20 protein-coding genes are annotated in these 24,857 nt (G+C 65.7%); 8 read left to right on the top strand and 12 right to left on the bottom strand.

The features are described from left to right. The coding region (locus ACSLE4_RS06545; protein ID WP_435903676.1) for a sensor histidine kinase at window positions 1–1,681 on the bottom strand (1,681 nt) is incomplete at its 3' end. A 174-nt stretch (window positions 1,682–1,855) separates the two neighbouring features. Between ACSLE4_RS06545 and fumC the strand changes: the two genes are divergently transcribed. Both fumC and ACSLE4_RS06535 read left to right on the top strand, forming a co-directional pair. Further along, window positions 1,856–3,277 carry a class II fumarate hydratase gene (fumC, locus tag ACSLE4_RS06540; RefSeq protein ID WP_435903675.1) on the top strand — a complete coding sequence of 474 codons (1,422 nt, stop codon included), beginning with the start codon at window positions 1,856–1,858 and terminating at the stop codon, window positions 3,275–3,277. Continuing rightward, entirely contained in the window at window positions 3,274–3,534 is a 261-nt protein-coding gene (locus ACSLE4_RS06535; protein WP_435903674.1) for a ribbon-helix-helix domain-containing protein, read from the top strand. Before fumC ends, ACSLE4_RS06535 begins: the two co-directional genes overlap by 4 nt. Here ACSLE4_RS06535 and ACSLE4_RS06530 read toward each other — a convergent pair. The 7 genes from ACSLE4_RS06530 to ACSLE4_RS06500 all read right to left on the bottom strand — a co-directional run bounded on the left by ACSLE4_RS06530 (window position 3,531) and on the right by ACSLE4_RS06500 (window position 11,824). Next, window positions 3,531–6,155, bottom strand: coding sequence for an AsmA family protein (locus ACSLE4_RS06530; protein ID WP_435903673.1), 2,625 nt, complete (start codon window positions 6,153–6,155; stop codon window positions 3,531–3,533). The two genes, ACSLE4_RS06535 and ACSLE4_RS06530, sit on opposite strands and share 4 nt — an antisense overlap. Beyond that, the gene (locus ACSLE4_RS06525) at window positions 6,156–8,117 is read right to left on the bottom strand and encodes an AsmA family protein (protein ID WP_435903672.1); all 1,962 of its coding nucleotides are present in this window, start codon (window positions 8,115–8,117) and stop codon (window positions 6,156–6,158) included. A gap of 91 nt (window positions 8,118–8,208) precedes the next feature. Beyond that, window positions 8,209–9,624 (bottom strand): FAD-binding oxidoreductase, encoded by a 1,416-nt coding sequence (locus ACSLE4_RS06520; protein ID WP_435903671.1) that lies wholly within the window; start codon window positions 9,622–9,624, stop codon window positions 8,209–8,211. Window positions 9,625–9,689: 65 nt separating this feature from the next. Continuing rightward, a complete protein-coding gene (gene trhA, locus ACSLE4_RS06515) occupies window positions 9,690–10,334 on the bottom strand; it encodes a PAQR family membrane homeostasis protein TrhA (RefSeq protein ID WP_435903670.1) in 645 nt (214 codons plus the stop codon). A gap of 171 nt (window positions 10,335–10,505) precedes the next feature. Beyond that, complete coding sequence (locus ACSLE4_RS06510) at window positions 10,506–10,886, bottom strand: hypothetical protein (RefSeq protein ID WP_435903669.1); 381 nt, start codon at window positions 10,884–10,886, stop codon at window positions 10,506–10,508. A 139-nt stretch (window positions 10,887–11,025) separates the two neighbouring features. Further along, a complete protein-coding gene (locus tag ACSLE4_RS06505) occupies window positions 11,026–11,295 on the bottom strand; it encodes a hypothetical protein (protein ID WP_435903668.1) in 270 nt (89 codons plus the stop codon). Between the two features lie 4 nt (window positions 11,296–11,299). Continuing rightward, entirely contained in the window at window positions 11,300–11,824 is a 525-nt protein-coding gene (locus tag ACSLE4_RS06500) for a DUF4760 domain-containing protein (protein ID WP_435903667.1), read from the bottom strand. A gap of 178 nt (window positions 11,825–12,002) precedes the next feature. On the opposite strand from ACSLE4_RS06500, the gene ACSLE4_RS06495 reads away from it, so the two are divergent. The 6 genes from ACSLE4_RS06495 (at window position 12,003) to ACSLE4_RS06470 (ending at window position 18,508) form a co-directional block, all read left to right on the top strand. After that, the gene (locus tag ACSLE4_RS06495) at window positions 12,003–14,354 is read left to right on the top strand and encodes a UvrD-helicase domain-containing protein (RefSeq protein ID WP_435903666.1); all 2,352 of its coding nucleotides are present in this window, start codon (window positions 12,003–12,005) and stop codon (window positions 14,352–14,354) included. Then, the gene (locus ACSLE4_RS06490; RefSeq protein ID WP_435903665.1) at window positions 14,351–14,884 is read left to right on the top strand and encodes a gamma-glutamylcyclotransferase; all 534 of its coding nucleotides are present in this window, start codon (window positions 14,351–14,353) and stop codon (window positions 14,882–14,884) included. Before ACSLE4_RS06495 ends, ACSLE4_RS06490 begins: the two co-directional genes overlap by 4 nt. A 66-nt stretch (window positions 14,885–14,950) precedes the next feature. After that, window positions 14,951–15,235, top strand: coding sequence for a hypothetical protein (locus ACSLE4_RS06485; RefSeq protein ID WP_435903664.1), 285 nt, complete (start codon window positions 14,951–14,953; stop codon window positions 15,233–15,235). Window positions 15,236–15,300: 65 nt separating this feature from the next. After that, a complete protein-coding gene (locus tag ACSLE4_RS06480; protein ID WP_435903663.1) occupies window positions 15,301–16,215 on the top strand; it encodes a 50S ribosomal protein L11 methyltransferase in 915 nt (304 codons plus the stop codon). A 33-nt stretch (window positions 16,216–16,248) separates the two neighbouring features. After that, on the top strand, window positions 16,249–18,069 hold the full coding sequence (locus tag ACSLE4_RS06475) for an aminopeptidase P family protein (protein WP_435903662.1): 1,821 nt from the start codon (window positions 16,249–16,251) through the stop codon (window positions 18,067–18,069). A gap of 190 nt (window positions 18,070–18,259) precedes the next feature. Continuing rightward, window positions 18,260–18,508, top strand: coding sequence for a SemiSWEET transporter (locus ACSLE4_RS06470; protein WP_435903661.1), 249 nt, complete (start codon window positions 18,260–18,262; stop codon window positions 18,506–18,508). A 1-nt stretch (window position 18,509) separates the two neighbouring features. On the opposite strand, the gene ligA is transcribed toward ACSLE4_RS06470, so the two are convergent. The 4 genes from ligA to lpxC all read right to left on the bottom strand — a co-directional run bounded on the left by ligA (window position 18,510) and on the right by lpxC (window position 24,371). Continuing rightward, a complete protein-coding gene (gene ligA / locus ACSLE4_RS06465) occupies window positions 18,510–20,645 on the bottom strand; it encodes an NAD-dependent DNA ligase LigA (RefSeq protein WP_435903660.1) in 2,136 nt (711 codons plus the stop codon). Between the two features lie 12 nt (window positions 20,646–20,657). Continuing rightward, window positions 20,658–22,337, bottom strand: a complete 1,680-nt coding sequence (recN, locus tag ACSLE4_RS06460; protein WP_435903659.1) for a DNA repair protein RecN — start codon at window positions 22,335–22,337, stop codon at window positions 20,658–20,660. 10 nt (window positions 22,338–22,347) lie between these two features. Then, window positions 22,348–23,232, bottom strand: a complete 885-nt coding sequence (locus ACSLE4_RS06455; RefSeq protein WP_435903658.1) for an outer membrane protein assembly factor BamD — start codon at window positions 23,230–23,232, stop codon at window positions 22,348–22,350. 188 nt (window positions 23,233–23,420) lie between these two features. Next, window positions 23,421–24,371, bottom strand: coding sequence for a UDP-3-O-acyl-N-acetylglucosamine deacetylase (gene lpxC / locus ACSLE4_RS06450; RefSeq protein WP_435903657.1), 951 nt, complete (start codon window positions 24,369–24,371; stop codon window positions 23,421–23,423). Window positions 24,372–24,857: the final 486 nt, after the last annotated feature.

Genomic DNA, 24,857 nt, shown 5'->3' with positions numbered 1-24,857 from the left:
GCCCGGTCCGCCAGCTGACGCCGAGCTGGCCGGTGTTCTGCGACAGCGCCCCGTATTTCACGGCATTGGTGGCAAGCTCGTGCAAGGTCATGGCGAGGATCGAGGTGCATTGCGGCGGCAGCAGCACATCCGGCCCCTTGATGGTGATCTTCGGCCCGTCCTCGCGCTGATAGGGCTGCAGCTCGCGGTCGACCATGGCTTTCAGGCTGGCGCCCGACCATTGCGATTCCAGGAGAAGATCGTGGGCCCGGTGCAGGGCCTGAAGCCGCTCGGCGAGGGTCTGGGCCATGGCTTGCGCGGATTGGTTGGACGCCTGGCGCAGGCTCGCCTGGACCAGGGACTGCACGATGGCCAGCGCGTTCTTGACCCGGTGGTTGAGCTCGCCGACGAGCATGGTCTGGCGCTGCGCCGTGCGCCGCCTTTCGGTCACGTCGCGGAACACGAGCACGGAGCCGGCCAGCGTGCCGTCATAGCCGACGATGGGCGCGCCGGAATGCTCGACCGGCAACTCCTTGTCGTCGCGGGTGAGGAGCATGCCGCCCGATTCCAGGCGCGTGACCGTGCGCTCGCGCAGAGCTTTCAGCGCCGGATCGTCCACGGACTTGCGCGTGACCTCGTCGACGACGCGGAACACCTCCCAAATGGGCCGCCCGCGGGCATTCGCCGCCGACCAGCCGGTCAACTGCTCGGCGACCTTGTTGAGCAGCAGCACGCTGCCGCTCGGGTCGGTGGCGATCACGCCGTCGCCGATCGAGCCCAGCGTCGTGGAGAGCCACTCGCGCTGGCCGCGTAAATCCATCAGCGCCACCTGACGTTCGAGGTCGGCGCGTCTGACGGCGCCGAGCGCGGCCCAGGCGAACACGGCGAGCACGACGATGCTCGCCACGGCGAAGATGGCGAGCGTCGCGGCGCTGTCGTAAAACGCGTGCAGCTCGGCTTGGCGCACGAACCAGCCGATCACCAGCGGCAGGACGAGGATGCCGGGGAGAAGCCGGCGCAGCATCTCGCCCGCGGGCGATTGCTCGACGATCGCCGCGGCGATGCCGCGCTCCGGCGATGCGGCAATGAAACCGACGGCGAGAAGCACCACGCTTGCCGCACCGTAGGCGGTCAAAGGCGTGAACGGGAACGGATACTCGCTGGTATCGACGCCGTAGACGTGGCCGGCGACCACGATCAGAACCTGCGCCAGCATGATCAAGGCAATGGCCTGCGCAAAAATCGACAGCGCGGGACCGCGCTTGGCGTAAAGCAGCGCAAGCCCGAACAAGACCAGCGCTCCCGTGAGGCCGGGCGCGGTCGAGGTTGCTATCGCGCCCCCCGGCGCGAACCCAGGAGCGATCAGGGCCCGGTCGAGGCCGAAATCGACGCCCAACAGACCCTGGCCCAACAGGACGACCCCGGCGAGAACGAGGAACAGGCCGATCAGCCGCGCGAGGATCCTGATCCTCCTAAAGGTCAGGCAAAGCAGGCCGAGCCCCGCGACAATGATTCCGAGCGCGGCAAGGGGCGTCATCCCGACAAGGCTCGGAAGGGCGCCGGCAGGGATGATCTTGAGCCACATGGCCAGCACGACCTCGCCGATCACGCAGACGAGGACCGCCGCGAGCCGGGCAAAGGCCACGGGCACCCCAGCCGCCTGGGACGCGGGCAGTGCAATGTGTGTAGACGCCGCCGTCACTCGCCTTCCTTGCCTGGCCTCCCGGCGCGGGCCGCCGCGAAACACTTCGCCACAAGCCCAGTTCTCTCATCTGTGATCGCGATGGTATAGCCTAGGCCCAAATCGCCCGATAGGCGCCCGCCAAAGCGCGCGGGCTGCCAGGACGCCAAGACTGTCAAAAAGGGAAATACACTCATGCCTTTAGCCGATGGCCCCCAGTCTTCCGCCACACCCCGCACCGAAACGGACGCGTTTGGGCCGATCAAGGTCCCAGGCGACCGCTATTGGGGGGCGCAGACCGAGCGTTCGCGCCAGAACTTCAAAATCGGCGACGAGCACATGCCGAAGCCCCTGATCCGCGCCATGGCGCTGGTGAAGAAGGCCGCCGCGCTCACCAATCTGGAGCTCGGGCGCCTGGACAAGACCTTGGCGGAGGCGATCGCCACCGCGGCGGACGAGATCGTGGACGGCAAGCTGGACGGTCATTTTCCCCTGGTGGTTTGGCAAACCGGCTCCGGCACCCAGACCAACATGAACCTGAACGAGGTGATCGCGAATCGGGCCAGCGAGATTCTCGGTGGAGAGCTCGGCACCAAATCCCCCGTTCACCCCAACGATCACGTCAATCTCGGCCAGTCCTCCAACGACACCTTCCCCACGGCGATGCACATCGCGGCCGCCGAAGAAATCGCCTACCGGCTCAATCCAGCGCTTTCCCGACTCTACCAGGCGCTCAAAGAAAAGGCTGAGGCGTTTCAGGATGTGCTCAAGATCGGGCGTACGCATATGCAGGACGCCACTCCCCTCACTCTGGGCCAAGAATTCGGCGGCTATGCGGCGCAGATCGATCACGGCATCGAGCGGCTGAAGATGTCGCTGCACGGGCTCTACGAGCTGGCCCAGGGCGGCACCGCCGTAGGCACGGGTTTGAACACACACCCGGCCTTCGCGGAGACCTTTGCCAAGAAGGTCGCGGAGATGACCAAGCTTCCCTTCGTAACCGCCGAGAACAAGTTCGAGGCGCTTGCCGGTCACGACGCCTTCGTCTTCGCCCATGGCGCGCTGACCACGGTGGCCACGTCCATGTTCAAGATCGCCAACGATATCCGGCTACTCGGCTCCGGCCCGCGCTCAGGCTTCGGCGAACTGCTCCTGCCTGAGAACGAGCCGGGGTCGTCGATCATGCCCGGCAAGGTGAATCCCACCCAATGCGAGGCGGTGACCATGGTCTGCGCGCAGGTCATGGGCAACCAGACCACCGTGAGCTTCGCCGGCAGCCAAGGGCATCTGGAGCTCAACGTGTTCAAGCCGGTGCTCGCTTACGCGCTGCTGCAATCGATCAGGCTTCTCGGCGACGTGGCCGACAGCTTCACCAAGAACTGCGTGACCGGCATCGAGGCCAACCGCGAGCGAATCAAGGAGCACATGGAGCGCTCGCTCATGCTCGTCACCGCGCTGACCCCGCATATCGGCTACGACAAGGCGAGTGAGATCGCCAAGCATGCGCACAAGCGCGGCAGCACCTTGCGCGAGGAAGCCGCCAGGCTCGGTCATGTGAACGAGGACGACTTCGACCGGCTGGTGAAACCGGAGGATATGGTGGCGCCGAAGAAGTGACGGGTATTCCGCTCATGACGACGGCCCGCAACAAGCGCTCGCTCACCATCGCCCGGCACCGGACCAGCGTCTCCCTGGAAGACCCGTTCTGGACGGCGCTGGCGGAGATCGCCAAGGCACAAGGGAAGTCGGTCGCCGGCCTCGTCGGCGAGATCGACAAAGCACGCGCCGAGAAGGCCGGTGACTCGGTGAGCCTTTCCGCCGACATTCGCCTTTACGTGCTGGAGCAAAGCCAAGGAACGGGCGGCGCGTCCTAGAAGCCGCCGCCGAAGATGCTGTAATTCTTCTTCCAGTCGTCCGGGCGGGTGCGCTTGGGCCGAGAGCGGCGCGGGGCTGGCGCGGGCGCTTCCTCGACCGCGGTCTCCGCACCGAGGGCGTTCGGGTCGGTGGCGTCCGCGGCGGTATCGCCCGCGAGGATGTCCGCGATGGGATCCTCGACGGTGCCATCGGGATTGATCTGCGGCGCGGGCTGCGCCGACGGCAGCAAGACCTCCGGCACCGCGGCAGCGGCATTGGCTTCCGCGGCGGCCTGCTGTGCGGCAGCTCTCGCTTCCGCCTCGATCCGCTCCCGGGCCACCCTCTCGGCGGCAGCTTTCGCTTCCGCCGCCGCGCGTTCCTTGACCGCTTTCTCGGCCGCGGCCCTGGCGGCAGCGGCGGCCTGAGCCTCGGCTGCCGCTCTTGCTTCCGCCGCGGCGCGCTCTTTCGTGGCCTTCTCGGCGGCAAGTTTCGCTTCGGCCGCAGCCTTTTCCGCAGCTTCTCTCTCGGCGACGGCCTGCTCGGCAGCAGCCTTCTCGTCGGCGGCTTTCTCCGTGGCGGCTTTTGCTTCGGCCGCGGCCTTCTCCGCGGCTGTTCTTTCGGCCGCAGCCTGTTCAGCCGCAGCCCTTTCTGCGGCGAACGCGTTCTCAGCGGCGGCTTTATCCGCCGCAAGCCTCTCGGCCGCTGCCGCTCTCTCCGCGGAGGCTTCGGCCTCGGCCGCCGCTTTTGCCTCAGCGGCGGCCTCCGCTGCGGCAGCCCTTTCAGCTGCGGCCTGTTCGGCGGCCGCTCTCTCTGCCGCGGCTTTCTCCGCAGCAAGCCTGGCCGCGGTTTCAGCAGCCGCTCTTTCGGCCGCTTCTTGCTCCGCCGCCGCCTTCGCCTCGCCTTCAACCTTCTCCCGCGCCGCTCTTTCCGCCGCGGCTCTTTCCGCCGCAGCCCTTTCCGCGGCTGCCCTCTCCTCCGCCGCGCTGTCTTGCTGGGGCTGAGGCTGGTGCTGGGGCCGGCGCCCGCTCACATCCAGCGTCTCGAGACGCTCGACGTCTTCCTGGAGGCGGCGGATCGTCAGGTAGCTCTCAATCGCGGCCGTATCGACGGCGGGAACGATGGCGCCCGCCTCATCGAGAGGCCCGGCGAAGACCACGCTGACCGGCGGAACGTTCTCGCTGCCAGGCCCCGTCAGACGCATCTGCCATTCGCTGTCGAGCTTGAGACTCGCGAGCTCCACATAGGCGTTGACGTCCGCCTCGGCGCCTATCCCCGCCAGCGTGGTGGGCGCAAGGCGCAACGTGCCGTTCTTGATGTCGAGCGCGAAGGTGGCCGGCGCAAAGCCGTATGTGCCCTTGGTCAGCGTGTTGCGAACTTTCTCGGTGTCCGCGTCGATCTCCGCCTTGGTTGCCTTGATCGTGGTCTTGGCGGCCTTGGCCGCGACTTTGCGCAAGGGCTCGGACGACATGGCTGTCAGCACGCCTTCGCCAAGCGCGAGCGTGCCCTTGCCGCTTAAGCCCGCGACAAGGCCCGGCGGACTCAAGCCTTCCCCTTGCACGGAGAAGGCGACGTCGAACGGGCCTTCGGCGAGACTCTCGCCGGCGACCGCCTCGGACAGCGCCCCAAGGCTGCCGCCTTTCAAATCCGCCTTGGCGGTGAGCGCCGCGCCGTTGCCGCGCGGCGACAGGGCGCCCGAGGCCGCAAAGGCGCCGCCGAACAATCGGCCGTCGAGGTCCGTGATCGCGAGCCCGTCGTTGTCGACGCGGGCATTGAGCGTGGCGTCCGCCACCTGGAACGGCGCGCCGAGGATCAACGTCCTGGCGTTGAGCGTGATGTCGCCCTGCGCGTTGTCGACCAGATCGAGGGCGAAGCCCCGCGCGGGCCAAACCTCGGCGGCATCGGCGCTGACCGAGCCCAGCATCTCTTCGGTGGAGGCCGTGCGCTCCCAGGCCACGAGGACGCCCAGCACCGCCGGCAGCGAGACGCGCTCCGCATTGGCGGCGATCTTGAACTTGGTGGTGACCCCGTCGCGCTCGAAATGGGCGCTGCCTTCGATGGCATCGCCGGCGACGTTGGCCTTGACGGAGTCGAGATCGATGGCGCCGGCTTTCTTCGTCACGTTGGCGCTCAACGTGAGCGGCACCGCGTTGGCGCTGGGCGGCGCATCGAGACCAAGGAGCGGCAGCGCGAGGCTCGCGTCTTGCGTTGCGATAGACGCGTAACCGTTCAACGCAACGCCGTCGTCTTGCAGCGCCCCCTGCCCTTCGAAGGCAAGCTGCATGGCGCCGGTTTCCAGGGTGGCCCGGCCCGTCAGTTTCTTGCTCGGCACGCCCGCAAGCGTCACCGACAGCGTGCCTTGGGCGCCGGCCGCGGCGGCGAGCCTGTCTTGCGGCAGGTCTGGAAAGAGGAGAACGAGCAGCGCTTGCGGCTTCTCGCCGGTGACGCTGCCCCCGACATTGATCTCCGCATCGGCAAGCTCGGCCGGCGCGCCTTTGGCGCGCGCCACAAGGGCAATGTCGGACCCGCCGACCTGGCCGCTCAGCTCCAGCGAGGTCCTGGTGGTCTCGCCGTCGCGCGCCGCCACCAGCCCGGCCTGGAGGTCGAGCGGCGCAAGGGCGGAGAGCTGCTTAGATTTGCTCACCTATTCCGAGAAACCGAAAATGTCGGTGAGGACGCGCAAGGCATCTGTTGTCTGCGCCTGGAGCGTCAGGTCCACGCGGCCGGTCGGCGCGTCGGCAAGGTTGGCGATGCGGCCTTTGCCGCCAAGCGCGATGGCGCCCGGCGCCAGAAACTCCAGCGCCTCTACATCCAGCGTGCCGTCGACCAGGGAGAGCTTCGCATCGAGCTTGCCCGAGGGAATGTCAGGCAACAGGAGCTCGTTCACTTTCAGCGTCGCGCGCACGTTGTCGTCGCGCAGCTGCTTGAGCAGGCTCGTGTCTTCGGTGTTCGAGGCTTGCTTCTGGGCCGCCTCGTTGCCTTTGGCGGAGAGCCACGCATGCCAGAGCGGCCCATCGCCCAGCACCTCGCGCAAGTCGAGGCGGTCGCTGTCGAGATCGATGTCGATCAGATTGGTTTCGCCGGCCTGATAGTGGAACCGCCCGCGAAATTTGGTGTCGCTCACCTCGCCGAGCACGTCGGCGAGCTTGATCTCCCCATCGCCGATCGTGGCGAAGGCCGACGCAGAGAAGTCTCCGACCGACTGGCCCGTCATCCCGCGGTCACCGGCCGCCCAGCGCGTGAGCGCCCGCAAGCCGGAACCGTCGATCTCCACGGGGCCTGAGAACAGCGGTCCGAAGTCGCCGTCCCGCAAGCGTCCCGAGACGGAGACGCGATTGCCGCCCGGGAGCGTGGCCTTCAGCCGTTCGATGGTGACGCCGCCGTCGTGGCTCACCAGGGCCATGTCGAGACCGCCGGCAAGATCGCCGCCGAGACCCGCCTGCTCGATGTCGAAGGTAAGCGCGCCTTGGCCGATCTTCCCCGCCTCTTCGAGCACCCACTCGGCGAACATGTAGAGCACCGCGGCGGGCGACGGTTTCTTATCCTCGCCCGTGGTGCCGAACAGCGCATCGAGATCGATCCAGCGCGCCGCCAGCTTGCCTTCCGCCTTGAACGGCGGCCGGAAGTCCAGGTCGAGGCTGCCTTTGAGAATCTGCGGACGCCCGGCGGCGTGAATGGTGAGATCGAAGTCGGGCAACGCGGCGCCGTCGGGCGAGGCTTTGAGCGGACCTTTCAGCTCCACGAACGACGCCGTGTCGCGCGGGCTGCTCGGCGCCGCCACATCCGGCGCTTGGGCTTCGGCCTCAAAGTCGGTGTCCTGCTCCGTCTCGACGGCCGCGTCGGCCAGCGCATCGAGATTGGTCATGCGCATGAGGACGGTGCCGTCATAGGCGGGGGTGGCGCCAAGCCCGGTCACCGCGCCGTCGAACTGGTAGGTCGTCGAACGGTCGGGATCGCGCAATGCGGCCTTCAAGCGGAACTGACCCATCTGATCCATGGCTCCGGTGGAGAAGCGAATGGACTGGCGGCGGCCTTCGTAATCGTATTCGGCGGAAACCTTGTAGGGACCGGAGAGTGAGGTCGCGCTCGCCTCGCCGTCGATGTCATTGAAGACGAATTTCAGCACGCCGTCCTTGACGATCTCGATCGTGCCGCCGCTGACACGCACGGAGTCCAGCAGCACGTCCTTCGGCGCAAAGGGAACGGGCACGCCGGGGCGCCCCACGTCGCCCCAGTTCCCGGTCCCGCCGGCTTTCAGTTCGAGGCGCAGAATGGGATCGACGATGGTGAGTTGGTGCGCTTCGACCGCGCCGGTCAAAAGCGACCCCACGTCGATCTTCGCCTCGAGAGACTTCGCCTCGAGGAACGGCTTCTCCAGGCTTCCGTCCTCGTTCGCCACTCTGATGTCGTCGAATTTCAGCTGCGGCGCCGGCAGTACGATGAGATGGACTTCGCCGCCCACCTTGACCTCGCGGCCGAGCAGCTTGCTTGCCTGCTCCTCGAAGGCGGGGCGATAGTCGTTCCAGTCGATGAAGAGCGGTGCAGCGAACAGGGCGCTCAGCACCAGGATCAACAACGCCGTCAGTGTGAGCAGAAGCGAATTCACCGATGTCTCTGCCTAGGGCTCGGTTGCGGGCGCATAATCCCCGCGCAAAGCGACAAGGATGCGAGCCAATTCCGGCGCGCGCGACGCCTCATCATGGTATCGCAAAAATCTTGCCAGGATTGAGGATATTCAACGGATCGAGCGCCTTTTTTATGGCAATCATCACGTCGACGCCTAGTCCGTGTTCCGCCGCCAAATAAACGATCTTTCCCTGGCCGACCCCGTGCTCGCCGGTGCAGGTGCCCTCGAAGCGGAGGGCCCGCTCCGCAAGGCGGTCGAGGAATTCCTGAACATTGGCGCGTTCCTTGGTATCGGCCGGGTCGATCAGGGGCATGACATGGAAATTGCCGTCGCCCACATGGCCCACGATGGGGGCGAGCAGCCCCAGTCTCTCAATGTCCCGCTTCGTCTCCGCGACACAGGCCGCGAGGGCGGAAATCGGCACGCAAACATCCGTGGCGATCAGGTCCGCGCCGGGCCTTAAGCCTCGCGCCGCCCAATAGGCGTCATGGCGCGCCTGCCAGAGCCGGTTGCGGTCCTCCTGGCGCTCGGCCCAATCCAATTCGCCGCCGCCTTCGCCGCTGGCGATTCCGGCGAACATCTCCACCTGCTCGCGGGTGCCGGCCTCGGTGCCATGGAATTCCAGGCATAATGTCGGCTTTTCAGGCAGGGTGAGGTCGGAATAGGCATTGCAGCCGCGGATCTGCACCTCGTCGAGAAGCTCGATGCGGGCCAGCGGCAAGCCCATCTGCAGCGCGGCGATGGTGGCGTTGCAGGCACCTTCCAGGGTGTCGAAGGTGCAAACGCCGGCGAGGATGGTCTCCGGAATGCCGTAGAGCTTCAGCGTCAGCGAGGTGATGACCCCGAGCGTGCCCTCAGAGCCGATCAGAAGCCGGGTGAGATCGTAGCCGGCCGCGGATTTCCGCGCCCTGCCCCCGGTGGTGACGATACGGCCGTCGGCGAGCACCGCGGTCAGGCCGAGCACGAGATCCCGCATGGTGCCGTAACGCACGGCGTTGGTACCGGAGGCGCGCGTCGCCGCCATGCCGCCAAGGCTTGCGTCCGCGCCGGGGTCCACGGGGAAGAACAGCCCGGTCTCGCGCAAATACGCGTTGAGCTGCTTTCGCGTGACACCAGGCTCAACCGTGCAATCGAGGTCGGCCTCGTGCACCGCGAGGATGCCGTTCATGCGCGAAAGATCGAGGGACAATCCCCCTAGCGGCGCATTCAGATGGCCTTCGAGCGACGTGCCGGTGCCGAACGGGATCACGGGCAAACGGACCGCGGCGCAGGCCTTAACAGCCTCAGCCACCTCTTCCGTGGTCTCGGCGAACAGCACGGCGTCGGGCGCCTGGACTTTGAGCCAGGTGAGCGTGTTGGCGTGCTGCTCGCGCAGAGCCTGGCTGCGCGAGAAGCGGTCGCCGAAACGCGCGGAAAGGCGCGCGAACAAGGCTTCCTTGTCTTCCGCGGCCGGGCGCGCCCCCGCCTCTGCCATGAGGGTGGTCATGGCGCATAGTTTACAATCAGTTTCTGAACAAAATCAGGCAGGTTTTGCCAGGTTTTGCCCCTGGCTCAGGCGACGCGCACGACGCCGATCACCGCCGCGTAGTGGCAGCTCGCCGCCGACAGCACAAAGCCGTGCCAGATGGCGTTCTGATACGGCAGCCGGTTCCACAGATGGAACACCACGCCGACCGTGTAGAGCACGCCGCCGACCATGAGCAGGGTAAGCACGCCGGCGGGGAGTGCTGCGTGCAACGGCTCCCAGGCGGCGAGAACCGCCCAGCCCTGCACCAGGTAGAGCGCCGTGGACAGCCCATCGAGGAAGCGCGGGAAGAATAGCTTGATGGCGATGCCGATCGCCGCCATGGACCACACCACGGCGAGCAGGCCGAGCCCCCAGGCGTCGTTCATTTTCAGCAGGACGAAGGGCGTGTAGGTGCCGGCGATCATCAGGAAGATCGCGGCGTGGTCGAACCGGCGCATGATCTCCTTCACCTTGGGGCGCACCACGAGATGGTAGCCGGCCGAGCAGCCGAACGTCGCCACCAGGGCCAGCCCGTAGATGGCGAGCCCCGCTACCATCAGCGCGGTTTCGTTACGGATGCCGATGACGAGCAGCACGATGAGCGCAATGACGCTGGCGGCAACACCGATGACGTGGATCGTGCGGTCGGCCAGGCGCTCACCGAGCGTGTATCGCGGAGACTGAGTCAAAACCTCGCTCATTCCTGTTAGCTGGTGCATGCATTCAGCTTAGCAAGGGATGTGGCGGGCGTGAGGCGCACTTCGTCACGCACGCGTCATCGTCCGGCTCCCTTGGGCTCACAACTTGGGGCTCCCAAGGAGATCCGGCGATGACGACGCGTTTATGAAAGAAGTGAAGTGCTAGTTGCCGCAGGCAACGGCGCCAGCGGTGCACACATACGGCACGACCACGCCCTTCCAGCACTGGGCGTAGGTCTTGGAGGTCACGACATCAGGCTTGAGCAGCATGTCGGATGTGACAACCGGGCGCACAGCCTTCCAGAACGGGTCCGGCGTGACTTTGCGGGGCCGCAAGGTCACGTAGCTCCAGCCGCGCTGACGCTTGACCTGGTTCGCCGTATCGATGGCATTCGCATACGCGGCCCTGGCCGCGGATGCCTTCGATTCGGCGCTGTTGGTCGCCTTGATCAACTGGCAAGCGGCGCTCGCCGTCTGAAGTCCACCGAGAAACAATACGGCGAAGCCAAGCACCGCCAAGCCTGCCTTGAAAACCCGAAGCATTCCGACCTCCAAATTGTGGTTAACCCTCGGCCAAAACTTCCTTTGCCACTCCGCGCGCAGGCCCGCAAGTCTTACGGAGACCGACGGAGAAACAATTCCGTGACTGTGGCTGATACGCACGCAGACGCGAGGACGCCGCTCAGTCTTCGACCTTGCAGGGAGGCCCCTCGGGGCAGGCGCCAGGGCGGTGGCGCGTGAAGTTCTTCATGATGTCTTCGTCGGAGACGGCCTGATCGTCGGCCGGCTCCGGCGCGTCCGCCTGCTCGCCATTCGCGTGAGGCGGTGCGGGATCGCCGTCGGGGACCACGGGAGGTTCGGTTTCGGCCGCACCGGTCTCGGTGGCGAGGGACGCGGCAGGGGCGCCCAACAGGGCAAAGGCAATCAGGGATACGGTGAGGACCGTCTTCATGGCCCTAGTTTCCTTCTGGCTTCTCGGCGCACATTGTTTGAGCGAAGTCGGCGAGGCGCGCAAAGCGCGGGTCACTCTCGACGGCTTTGGCGATTTTCTCGAAGTCCTCGAACGCCTCGGGCTGCTCGAAATTCTTGCGGATGCGAGAGATATAGGTCTTGAGCTCAGGGTATTCATAGGCCTCGACGATAAACGCGCCAAAAAAATGGCCGATCAGCTCGTCGCTGAGAAGGCCTCTATCCCGGAACAGCCCGAGATCGGAAAAGAAGCCGAGATATTCATTGATCTGCAGATGGCTGAATTTGCCGCCATCGCTCTTATATAGCGTCTGGCAGCCTTCGATGGCATTGGCGACCTTCAGGTAGTTTTTGTCCCGGTCGTAGAATTCCCGATAGAGATCGCGCGCGAGCTGCACCTCGGAAATGCCGGCCCACATCCTCGTCGTCTGCACGTGCATGGCCACCACCAGAATCTGAGCCACGACGAAACTGACGATGAGAAACGCCGCCCCCACCCACGGTTCGCTCAACGACGATTTGCTGAAGGACGCAAGCCGGGAAAAGCTCGTGCCTCCTCCGGGCCTGCCGGTATTGCCGGGCATATTGGTCGGCGTCATGCTCAGGACGGGCCTCGAGGTTCGATCGGTGCGGCGCGCGGTCCCGCCAGCCTTTCTTTCGCCGGGCCTGCGGGTGCTATAGTTCTGCTTCATGGCCAAGATTCGCGCAACCGCCGCCGAGGCCCTCCCCCCGGAGGACGAGCCTGAGACCGCATCCGAAGAGATGCTGCCGATCTCGCAACGGGCCATGCGGCGGCGCCCCGACAACTATCTCGATGCGCTGAACGAAGAGCAGCGCGAGGCGGTGGAGACCTTGGAGGGGCCACTGCTGGTGCTGGCGGGCGCCGGGACTGGCAAGACCCGCGTGCTGACCACGCGCATCGGGCATCTGCTCAGCCTGGGACGTGCGCGGCCATCCCAGATCCTCGCCGTGACCTTTACCAACAAGGCGGCGCGCGAAATGAAGAGCCGCGTCGGCCAGTTGATCGGCGGCGTGGTGGAGGGCATGCCGTGGCTCGGCACGTTCCACGCCATCGGCGTCAAAATCATGCGCCGGCACGCGGAGCTGGTCGATCTCAAGCCATCCTTCACGGTGCTCGACACCGACGACCAGATCCGGCTGATCAAGCAATTGCTCGAAGCGGAGAACATCGACGAGAAGCGCTGGCCGGCGCGCCTGCTCGCGGCGATGATAGACGGCTGGAAGAACCGCGGGCTTGTGCCGAAGCGCGTGCCGGACGGCGAGAGCTTCGGCTTCGCCAACGGCAAGGGACGCGATCTCTATGCGCTCTACCAGCGCCGCCTGAAGGAGCTGAACGCCGCCGATTTCGGTGATCTGCTGTTGGAGAATTTGCGGCTGTTCCAGGAGCACCAGGACGTGCTCGAAAAATACCAGCAGCGCTTCCACTACATGCTGGTGGACGAGTACCAGGACTCAAACGTCGCACAATATCTGTGGCTGCGGCTTCTGGCGCAGGGCAACAACAACATTTGCTGCGTGGGCGACGACGACCAGTCGATCTATGGCTGGCGGGGCGCGGAGGTGGACAACATCCTGCGCTTCGAGACGGACTTTCCCGGCGCCAAAGTCATTCGCTTAGAACGCAACTACCGCTCGACCGCGCATATCCTCGGGGCAGCCTCCGGACTCATCGCGCATAATCAAGGGCGGCTCGGCAAGACGCTGCGCACCGACGGCGACGACGGCGACAAGGTCGTGGTCGAAGGCTGCTGGGACGACGAGGAAGAAGCGCGCGTCATCGGCGAGGACATCGAGCAGCTGCAGCGCCAGGGCCATACGCTAAACGAGATCGCCATCCTGGTGCGCGCGTCCTTCCAGATGCGCGCCTTCGAAGACCGCTTCATCACGCTCGGCCTCGACTACCGCGTGATCGGCGGCCCGCGCTTCTACGAGCGCCAGGAGATCCGCGACGCCACCGCCTATTTCGAGGTGACGCTGAACCCGGCCAATGACCTGAAGTTCGAGCGCATCGTCAACGTGCCGCGCCGGGGGTTGGGCGAGGCCACGCTGAAAGCCCTGCACCAGCTCGCGCGGGCCAGCGGCGTGCCCTTGATGCAGGCCGCGCGGCTGATCGTCGAAACCGAAGAACTCAAGCCGAAACCGCGCAAAGCGTTGGCCGACCTCATCGCCGCCTTCGACCGGTGGCGCTCGCTGGTCGACGGGATGCGACATACGGAGCTTGCCGAGCTGATCCTCGATGAGTCCGGCTACACCGGCATGTGGCAGGCCGACCGCTCACAGCAGGCGCAAGGGCGGCTGGAAAACCTGAAAGAGCTGATCCGCTTCATGGACGAGTTCGACACGCTCGCGGGCTTCATGGAGCATGTGTCGCTGGTGATGGATGCCGCCACCGAGGAAGGCACCGACCGGGTCAACTTGATGACCCTGCACTCGGCCAAGGGGCTCGAGTTCGATACCGTGTTCCTGCCCGGCTGGGACGAAGGCCTCCTGCCCCATCAGCGCAGCCTCGACGAGGCGGGACGCTCTGGGCTGGAGGAAGAGCGGCGGCTGGCTCATGTCGGGCTTACGCGGGCGCGCAAGACCGCCAAGATCACCTTCGCCCAGAACCGGCGCAATTACGGCATGTGGCAGACGGCGGTGCCGTCGCGCTTCATCGACGAGCTGCCGCATGAGCATGTGCAGGTCGCCGAGGACAAGGGGACGCGCGGCTATGGGCCGAGCCGGTTCGATACGGCGGAGACTCTCTTCGCGAGCGGCTTCTACGACACGCCGGGGTGGCAGCGGGCGCAGCGCAATCGCCAGCGCGGGAACGCGGGCCCGCGCCGCGAGCCGCTGACTATCGACGGGACGCTGGTCGCGGCGAGCACGGCCGAAGGCTCGGGCGTCGATGTGGGCGAGCGCATCTTTCACCAGAAGTTCGGCTATGGCCGCGTGGCCTCGATCGACGGCAACAAGCTGACGGTCGATTTCGAGAAGGCCGGGCGCAAGAAGGTGGTCGATACATTCGTCGAGCGGGTGTGACGGCTGGCGCCATGTGGCTGTTCGGCTATGGCTCTCTGATGTGGGACGGCTGGGAGACCGCTTACGGCTGTCTCAAACGCATGCCGGCCGACCTTCCGGGCTACAGCCGCATCTTCAACAAGAAATCGCTGGAGCGCTGGGGGACGCGTTCCCGTCCAGGGCTGACGCTGAATTTGACACGGACCGGCACGTGCCGCGGCGTCGCCTTCGCATTCGAGGATGCCGCGCGCGCGGATATCGAGGATTATCTCTGCGCCCGGGAGACCTGTGCGGCGACGGAAGTCTCCGTTGCGTTGCCCGAGACGACGGTCGGGGCGCTCACCTACATCTATGATGGGCCGCGCCTGATCGAGGACGGGCTTTCACTTCAGACACGCGCGGCAATGATCGTGCAGGCGGAAGGCATCGCCGGGTCAAACTACGACTACATCCGAGGCGTACGAAAACAACTCGCCGAGCTTGGCGTGAGCGATCCCGCCGTGGACGAATTGTGGGAGGCGGTCGAGGCGTTGAATATCCGGGCCGGTTAGGACCTTCCCTTATGAGAACAAATAGTGTACATTGATCCCGTTCTGTTCTCAGAGGGAGTGTTGATCATGCGTCTCGTCGTTACGGCACTTTTTGTCGCCATGTCGTTCATCCCCTACGCAATGGTGCAATTTCCCGCGGCGGCGGCCGCGCCGGGTTGCAGCTGCAAGGGCTGCGGCTGCAAAGGCGGCCCAGGCTGGCGCGGGCCGAAGGGCACGTGCGTGGCGGAGGCGAAGCTCGCTTCGGTCTGCGGATCGCCGGCGACCGCCCCGTGTACCCATGAGGCCGCCACGCAGGTGTGCTTCGCCACGCCGTTCGGCGCGGCAGCCGAGGATCGCACCGAGACGCAATAGCGCTCTCGGGGTGCGCAGTGAAGCTTTCTTGGCGGACCAAGAGCCCTCCTCTAAGTTTCCGCACCATGGAAACGGGTCCCCAAGAAGCTTCGTCCACCTTTCGCGCGACCGTGGAGGCGGGGCCGCCGGCCGCCGGCCGCATCGCGCGGGCGCTCGACGAGGCGGAGGACCCGCAAGCGCTGTCGGTCAGCTATTTCGATCTGGGCAATGGGCGGTTCGAAGTGTCCGCTCTCTACGGCGCGCGGCCGGACGAGGATGCGCTGAACACGCTGATCGGCAAGGCGGCGGAGGGCGATGCGGTCACGCCGCTCAGCGTCGAAGACATGCCGAACGCCGATTGGGTGACCGTGTCGCAGGGGCAGCGCGGGCCGGTGCGTGCCGGGCGCTTCCTCATTCACGGCAGCCACGACCGAGACAAGATCACGCGCAACCGCTTCACCATCGAGATCGACGCCGACCAGGCCTTCGGCACGGCGCATCACGCCTCGACGCGCGGATGTCTTCTGGCGCTGGATGACTTGGCGAAACGCGGGCGACCGGACCTCGTGCTCGATCTGGGCACCGGTACGGGCATTTTGGCGATCGCCGCGGCGCGGGCGTTCGACCGGCCCGTGGTGGCGACCGACACCGATCCTGTCGCGGTCGCCATCGCCAAGGACAATGCGCGGAAAGCGGGCCTCTCTCAGCAAATCCACGCCTTCGTCGCCGAAGGGCTGGCCCATCCCATTTTTCGCCGCCTGAAGCCCGACCTGATCGTGGCCAATATCCTGGCCGCGCCGCTCTATGAATTGGCGCCGGCTATGGCCCGCACGCTGCAACCGGGCGGCTACGCCATCCTTTCAGGGGTGACCGCGGACCAGGCGGCCGGCATCGAAGCGCGCTACGGCGCCCACGGTTTCACCCGGGAAAAGCGAATCCTTCTCGATGGATGGGCCACCCTGGTGCTGGGCCGTGGCAGCACAAGCGTTTTGTCCGATTGATCGGGAGCGTCGCTTCGGCTTACAAAGCCTGCCATGTATCAGAGTTTCGATGAGGCCAAAGTCCCGGCGGCCAGCGGCGACCGGGTCAAGGCATTGGTGCGGGAGTTGAAGGCGCGGCGCCTGAAAGGCTTCCTGGTTCCCCACAGCGATCAGCACCAGAACGAGTTCCTGCCTCCCAGCGAGGAGCGGCTCGCCTGGCTCACCGGCTTCACGGGTTCGGCGGGCGTGGCCATCGTCACCGACAAGGGCTCGGCGCTTTTCGTGGATGGGCGCTATATCCTGCAAGCGCCGAAGCAGGTCGATACCGATATCTTCGAGGTGCTTCAGGTTCCAGAAGCCAAGCCGTCGAGCTGGCTCAAAGAGACGCTCGTGCGCGGCAACGCGGTGGGCTACGACCCGGCGCTGCATACCATCAAGGAGATCGACCGGCTCACCAAGACGCTCAGCGCCGAAGGCATCCGCCTGACGCCGGTGCCGGAGAACCCCATCGACAAGCTCTGGGAGAAGGAACGCCCGAGGCCCCCGATGGCGGGCATCTTTCACCACTCGATCGAGTTCTCGGGCAAGAGCGCGGCCGAGAAGATCGCGCAGGTGCAAGAGACGCTCAAGGAGGACGGCCAGGATGCGGTGCTCCTGACCGCGCCGGACTCAATCTGCTGGCTGTTCAACATCCGCGGCGGCGACATCAAGCACACGCCGGTCGCGCTCGCCTTCACGATCGTGCCGAAGGAAGGTCGCCCCACCCTGTTCATCGATCCGGCCAAGGTCGGCGAGAATATGCGCGGGACCCTTCAGTCCATCACCGACATCGCCAAGCCCGATGAGCTGGACGACGCGCTGAAGGCGCTCGCCGAGCAGAAGGCGAAGGTGCGGCTCGATCCCGACTCCGCGGCGATGCGCTTCGCGCAGGCGCTGGAGGTTGACGGCGTCAAATACGTTGCCGGCAACGATCCTTGCACGCTGCCCAAGGCGACCAAGACCAAGGCGGAGATCGCCGGCGCGCGGGCCGCGCATCTTCGCGACGGCGCGGCCATGGTGCGCTTTCTCGCCTGGCTCGACGAGATCGGGGAAACGGGCCGCGTGGACGAGGTCTCCGCGGCGATGAAGCTCGAAGATTTCCGCCGCCAGTCCGGTCAGCTCAAGGATATCAGCTTCGACACGATCTCGGCGTCCGGACCACATGGCGCCGTGGTGCATTACCGGCCGACACACGCCTCTAAGCGCGTGCTCGACAAGAACACGCTCTATCTGATCGATTCCGGCGGGCAGTACGCGGACGGCACCACGGACGTCACGCGCACGGTCGCCGTGGGCAAGCCGACGGCGGAGATGAAGCGCCGCTACAGCCTGGTGTTGAGGGCGCATATCGGCATCGCAACGGCGCGCTTTCCCAAGGGCACGCGCGGCCAGGACCTCGACCCTTTCGCACGCCGGCCGCTGTGGGACGCCGGCATCGACTTCGACCACGGCACGGGCCACGGCGTCGGCAGCTATCTGTCGGTGCATGAAGGACCGCAGCGCCTATCGCGGCTCGGCTCCGAAGTGCTGGAGCCCGGCATGATCCTGTCCAACGAACCCGGCTATTACCGCGAAGGGCAATACGGCATCCGGCTGGAGAATTTGATCCTGGTCACGCCGCTTACGAAGATCGAAGGCGGTGAGCGGGAGATGATGGGCTTCGAGACGCTGACGCTCGTGCCCTTCGACCGGCGGCTGATCGATCCGAAGCAGTTCCAGCCCTGGGAGCTTGCCTGGCTGAACGCCTATCACGCGCGGGTGCGGCGGGAGATCGAGCCGCTGATCGTGAGCGACGACCGGCCTTGGCTGCGGCACGCGACGCAAAAGATCGGCTGACGCAATTTTGCCGCTTGTCATTGCCCGGCTTGACCCGCCTGCGGCCCGAAGCATGAAGTCGAATGACTCTGCGACAAGCCTTCGGCGGGCGAAGGGCCGGGCAATCCAGTAACGACGGCCGGGGCCGTTGGCGAAGGCCAGGGGTTCCTGGATTCCCGCTTTCGCGGAAATGACAACCTTGGAGGCTTCCATGGAAACGCTCGTGTCGGCCGTGGCGGCCACTCTGACGACGGTCGCCTTCGTACCGCAGGCGCTCCACATCATCCGCTTCAAGGAGACGCGCGCGATCTCGCTGCAGATGTATGTGGTGTTCGCAAGCGGCGTGGCGCTGTGGCTGGTGTTCGGCATTTTGATATGGAACTGGCCGATCATGGCGGCGAATGCCATCACGCTGGCGCTCGCGCTCACCATCATCCGCATGAAGCTGCGCTACGGATGAGTTATTCGATCAGCTTGAGCCATTCGTCTTCGGTTAGGACTTCGACTCCCAACTCCTTGGCATTTTTGAGCTTCGAGCCGGCCCCCGGCCCCGCCACCACAAAGTCGGTGTTCTTGGAGACCGAGCCCGCGACCTTGGCGCCGAGACGCTCGGCGCGGGCCTTGGCCTCCGACCGCGTCATCTGCTCCAAGGTGCCGGTGAACACCACGGTCTTGCCGGAGACGGGCGAACCATGGTCCACCGCTTCGAGGGGCTGAGGGCTCACCTGGTCGAGGAGTTCCTCGACAACTTCGACGTTGTGGGGCTCGGCGAAGAAGTCGGCGATGGCCGCGGCGACCGCCGGGCCGATGCCTTCGATATTGTCGAGCTCGGCGAAGGCCTCGCCTTCGCGCTCTTTGCCCGCCGCAAGCATGGATTTCAGGAAATTCTCCGCCGTGCCGTAATTGCGCGCGAGCAAGCGTGCGGTGATCTCGCCCACATGGCGAATGCCGAGCGCGTAGATAAAGCGGTCGAGGCGGATGTTGCGCCGATCCTCGATCGCCGCGAACAGCTTCTGCGCCGAGAGTTCCCCCCAGCCTTCCCGCTCGGCGAGCTTGCCCACCGCCGCCTTGTCCTTCTCGGCGAGCGTGAAGATTCGCGGCGGCGATTGGATGGTGCCGTCATCGTATAGCTCTTGAATGCGCTTCTCCCCGAGCCCTTCGATGTCGAAGGCGTTGCGCGAGACGAAATGCTTCAGCCGCTCGACCCGCTGCGCCGGACAAATGAGCCCGCCCGTGCAGCGGCGCACCGCATCGCGCTTGCCCGTCTTCTCGTCGACCTCGCGCACTGCATGGCTGCCACAGGCGGGGCACACATCCGGAAACTTGAATCGTTTCGCGCCCTTAGGCCGCTTGTCTTGAACCGCTCCGAGAATCTGCGGAATGACGTCGCCGGCGCGCTGGACGATCACCGTGTCGCCGATGCGCACGTCTTTGCGTTCGATCTCGTCCTCGTTGTGAAGTGTGGCGTTCTGCACCACGACGCCGCCGACCGTAACCGGTTCGAGCTTGGCGACAGGGGTCAGCGCGCCGGTGCGCCCGACCTGGATCTCGATGTCGCGCAGGACCGTGGTCGCCTTCTCGGCGGGAAATTTGTGGGCGATGGCCCAGCGCGGCGAGCGCGAGACGAAGCCCAGCCGCTCCTGAAGATCGAGCCGGTCGAGCTTGTAGACGATGCCGTCGATGTCGTAATCGAGCCCGGCCCGCCCCTCCTCGATCTCGCGATAGGTGTCCAGCATCTCGTCCACGGAGCTCGTGAGCTTGGCCAGAGGATTGAGCGGAAAGCCCCATGCCACCATGGCCTCATAGACACCCCACTGGGTGCCGGCGGGGAGCTTCGCCACCTCGCCCCAGCCATAGGCGAAGAAGCGCAAGGGCCGCGCGGCGGTGATCTTTGAGTCGAGCTGGCGAAGCGAGCCGGCCGCCGCGTTGCGTGGATTGGCGAACAGCCGGTTGCCGGCCTTTTCCTGCTCCGCGTTGAGTGCCTGGAAGGCGCTGTGGCTCATATAGATCTCGCCGCGCACCTCGAACGGATCGGGGAAGTTCTTCGCCTTCACGGCCTCGGGGATATCGCCGATGGTGCGGACATTGGCGGTGACATTCTCGCCCTCATAGCCGTCGCCGCGGGTGGCGGCTTGCACCAGACGCCCGCCTTCGTAGCGCAGCGTGATGGAGAGACCGTCGATCTTGGGCTCGGTGGTGAAGGCGAGCTCGGCGTCCGCATCGAGGCCGAGAAAGCGGCGCACGCGCTCGATGAAGTCGCGCACGCCCTCGTCATCGAACACATTGCCCAGCGACAGCATGGGCACGCGGTGGACCACCTTGCCGAAGGCTTCGACAGGGGCGGCGCCAACTTTGAGGGAGGGACTGTCGTCGCGCACGAGATGGGGAAAGCGCGCCTCGATTGCCTCGTTGCGCTTCCGCAGCGCGTCATAGGCGGCGTCGGAGACCTCCGGCTCGTCTTTCCGATAATAGAGCGCGTCGTGATGGGCGATCTCTTTGGCGAGCCGCGCGAGCTCCTGCGTCGCTTCGGTCTCGGTGAGGTCCGCGACCGGCTTCGACACCAGGGTCGCGTCGTTTTTCGTTTTTGCCTTGCTCATGATTTCAGACTCTTACGCCGACTTGCTCATGAGGCGGTCGGCGGCGGCGCGGGCCTCGTCGGTGATGGTCTGGCCGGCCAGCATGCGGGCGATTTCCTCGCGGCGGTGCGTGCCTTCAAGCACCGCGACGCGGGTCGCCATGGTCTCTCCTCCCGGTCCGTGCATCGCCTCCTTAGCGATCATCAGATGCCCGTGGGCGAGCGCGGCCACTTGCGGCGCGTGGGTCACGGCCAGCACCTGGACTTTCGCGGCAAGCCCGGCCAGGCGCTCGCCTATAGCCGAGGCCGTCGCGCCGCCGACGCCGGAATCCGCCTCGTCGAAGATGAGCGTCGGCGCGGAGCCCCGGGCGGCCAGCACCACTTTGAGCGCCAAGATGAAGCGCGCCAGCTCGCCGCCGGAAGCCACCTTCAGCATCGGGCCGGGCTCTGTGCCGGGATTGGTGGCGACCCAGAACGCGACGCGGTCGATGCCGGACGGTCCGCCTTCGGCCATGTCGACGGTGTCGATATTGGTGACGAAGCGCGCCTTTTCGAGCTTCAAGGGGGCGAGCTCGTTCGCCACCTCCGCGTCGAGCTTCTTAGCCGCCTTCGCGCGGGCTTTGCTCAGCGCGAGCGCGGCGGCCTCGTAAGCCTTGCGAGCGGCCTTCGCCTGCTCCGCAAGCTTCGCGGCACGGCCTTCGCTGGTATCGAGGGCGGCAAGCTCCGCTTCCAGGCGGGCGGTGAGGCCCGGCAGGTCGTCCACCTGAACCCGGTGCTTGCGGGCGAGCGCACGCAAGCCGAACAGTCGCTCCTCGGCGCGCTCCAGATCGGCGGGCTCGAAGGCGGTGGCCGCGAGCGCTTCCTCCAATTTATCGCGAGCGGTGTTGGTCTCGCTCATGACACGCTCCAACGCCTCGGTCACGCCGGTCAGCAGCGCGCCGCCGCTTGCCGCCTGGCGTTCGATGCGCCGCAGCGCGGAAGCCAACCGTGCGCCGGCGGTGCCCTCCCCTTGCAGCGCATCCAGCGCCTCATTCAGATCGGCGGCGATCTTCTCGGCGTTCATCATCAACTGGCGCTTCTCGGCCAGAGCTTCTTCCTCGCCCGCCTCCGGGTTCAGGGCGCGCAGCTCCTCCAGCGCGTGAGCGACATAGTCGGCATTGGCGCGGGTGGCGGCGATCTCGCTCTCATGCCGCCCGCGCGCCGCATCCGCCACGAGCCAGGCGTCATAGAGCGCCTCAACCTGCCTTGCATCACCGCTGAGCCCGCCGAACGCATCCACCAGATCGCGATGGCCGCTCGGATCGATCAGGGCGCGCTCGTCGTGCTGGCCGTGGATCTCGACCAGGGCTTGGCCCACCTGCCGCAACAGCTGCACGCTGACGCTGGTGTCGTTGATAAAGGCGCGGCTCCGCCCGTCGGCCCCCTGGACCCGGCGTAGGATGAGCGTGTCCTCAAGGGCAATATCGTTCCCGGCGAGGAGCGCCAGGACGGGATGATCGGGTGCAAGCTCGAAGGTTGCGGTCACCTGCCCCTGCTCGGCCCCGCGGCGCACCAAGGAGGCGTCGCCCCGAGCGCCGATGGCGAGCGAGAAGGCATCGAGCAGGATGGACTTGCCGGCGCCGGTCTCGCCGGTGAGAGCCGACAACCCGGCGCCGAACGCCAGATCGAGCTTGTCGATGAGAACGATATCGCGGATCGACAGAGCGGCTAGCATGGCGCGCCCGTCAGGCCTGTCCGTTGCCCTTCCAGGTCTGAGTGATCCAGGAGCCCTCGTGCTCTTGGGGCTCTAGGCCGCGCTTCCCTAGGAGACCGTAGGCGTGCTTGTACCACTCACTGTCCGGAAAGTTGTGGCCGAGCACGGCGGCGGCCGTCTGGGCCTCGTTGACGATGCCTAACGCCATATAAGCCTCGGTCAAACGCATCAAGGCTTCTTCGACTTGCGCCGTGGTCTGATACTCGCTGACCACGGTACGGAAACGGTTGATGGCCGCGAGATAGTTGTCGCGGTGCAAGTAGTAGCGGCCGACCTGCATTTCGCTCGCGGCGATCAGATCGCGCAGGATTCGCGCGCGATTGGCCGCTTCGGCAGCGTAGCGCGAGTTCGGGTAGCGCTGCAGAAGCTTATCATAGGCGGCCAGCGAGCGGCGGGCGAAGGTCTGGTCACGCTTCGGGTCGAGCACCCGTTCGTAATAGGACATGGCGATAATGTTCTGCGCCAGATCGGCTTCTTGCGTGCCCGGATGGAGAGTCAGGTAGCGGTCTGCGGCGGAGACCGCTTCGTCATACTTGCCGGCCCTGTAGTAGGCATAGGCCGCCATAGCGATTGAGCGGCGCGCTTCCTGCGAATAAGGATGGTTGATGTCGACCTTCTCGTATTGGCGAGCGGCCTTCTCGTAGTCGCCCTCGTCGACCATCTTCTCGGCTTGGCCGTAGATCACGTTGGGCGGATCGTTGTTCACGAGCTCCGCCTTGTCGCTGCCGAAAATGGAGCCGCAACCGCCGAGCAGTAGGCCCGCGAGGAGCAAGGTGGCCGGGAACGCGGCGCGAATCGCGCGAAGGCGCGGCTCAGGCTGCGCTGGCGCCATTGACGGCTCGACAGGTCCGGACATGCTTCCCCCTCACAACGCCCCGTATTCACCTGGTCTTTGCGCGCAAATCCCGCCCGCCGCAAGCGCGAAGCCCAGCGCCCCAGCAAACCCCCGGATTATGGTGTTTTTTGGCCCTGCGCCGGGCCATGCGTGGCCGCCGGATCGCGACGGACCGAATCCCAGTTGATGCCGTCCTCGAAAGGCTCCGGCTAGCTCCGGTCGGCGGCGAAATTGGCGGCTGCCAAGCGGTGGCTGAGCTCGGCGTGGCGCACTTCGCGGTAGCGCGGAGCTTCGACCATGGTCCACGCCTCGGAATCGGCGAACAGGGCCTTCAGCACCAGCGCGTTCAAACGATGCCCGCCGCGCCGGGAGCGATAGGAGCCGAGAAGCGGCGCACCGGCCAGCGTGAGATCGCCAACCGCGTCGAGCGCCTTGTGGCGGACGAACTCGTCCGAAAAGCGCAGGCCCTCGCGGTTGATGATGCGGTCGTCGCCGATGGCCACGGTGTTCTCAAGAGAAGCGCCAAGAGCCAGGCCCGCCGCCCACAGCCGCTCCACGTCGCTCATGAAGCCGAAGGTGCGGGCCCGGGCGATCTCCCGGCGGAAAGAGCCGGGGTTCACGTCAATTGCAAGCTTCTGGTTGCCGATCAGCGGCGTCTCGAAGTCGATCTCGACGTCGAGATGGAAGCCGTTATAGGGGGTCAGTTCGCCGACCGCGCCGTTCTCCTCGACGCAGATGGGCTTCAGCACTTTCAGGAAGCGGCGGGGCGCCTCGAGCTCGGTCAGGCCAACCTCGTCGATCGCCTCGACGAACGGCGCGGCGCTGCCGTCCATGATCGGCACCTCGGCACTGTCGATCTCGATCAGCGCATTGTCGACGCCGAGACCGCGCAGAGCGGCGAGCACATGCTCAACCGTCGCGACAGAGGTCCCGTTGCCATCGCCAAGCACGGTACAGAGCGTGACGCCCGTGACCCACTGCTGGTCGGCAGCGATCTCGATCCCGTCAGCGTCATGGTTGGAAATCTGGAAGCGTAGGCCCGTGTCGCCATCAGCCGGACAAAGTGTGATGGAAACTGGCGCTCCGCTGTGGACCCCGGTGCCTGTGAGTGAAATCTCGCTGGCAAGCGTGGTCTGCCTTGCCCCTATAAAACCCTTCATGGCCCCCAATGGCCCCCGCCGTCTTCTGGTTCCCTACTCAGCCCGGAGAGAACCCCGAGCCCCCCAATCGATCAGCGCTCCCTGGCACTTGTTCGGACCGTGTAACCGGCGCCTTGTTGTGCCTTTTTGGTTCCGCTCATCAATCTCCTGAGAACCATAGCCTTTTGGCCTTAACGGCGACAAATCACGGTTTCTTACACTGTATTACTGGCCAAACTTACCTCTAACATATTGGTCTACTTATGTTTTCTCCGCCGCGAGGCGGCCGGGCCGGGCATTATCGTTAACGCCCAGCCCGATCTCAGTTCGCGCGGCGGCGCAGAAACGCGGGAATCTCCAGATCATCCTCATCGAATGATTCTGCGGGAGCAGCCGCCGCGCGAACTGAGATCGGGCTGGGCGTTAACGATAATGCCCGGCCCGGCCGCCTCGCGGCGGAGAAAACATAAGTAGACCAATATGTTAGAGGTAAGTTTGGCCAGTAAT

Origin of the sequence: Methyloceanibacter sp. (assembly GCF_051306395.1) — a bacterium.
Lineage (GTDB): Bacteria > Pseudomonadota > Alphaproteobacteria > Rhizobiales > Methyloligellaceae > Methyloceanibacter.
This window is presented reverse-complemented; position numbering and strand designations above follow the sequence as displayed.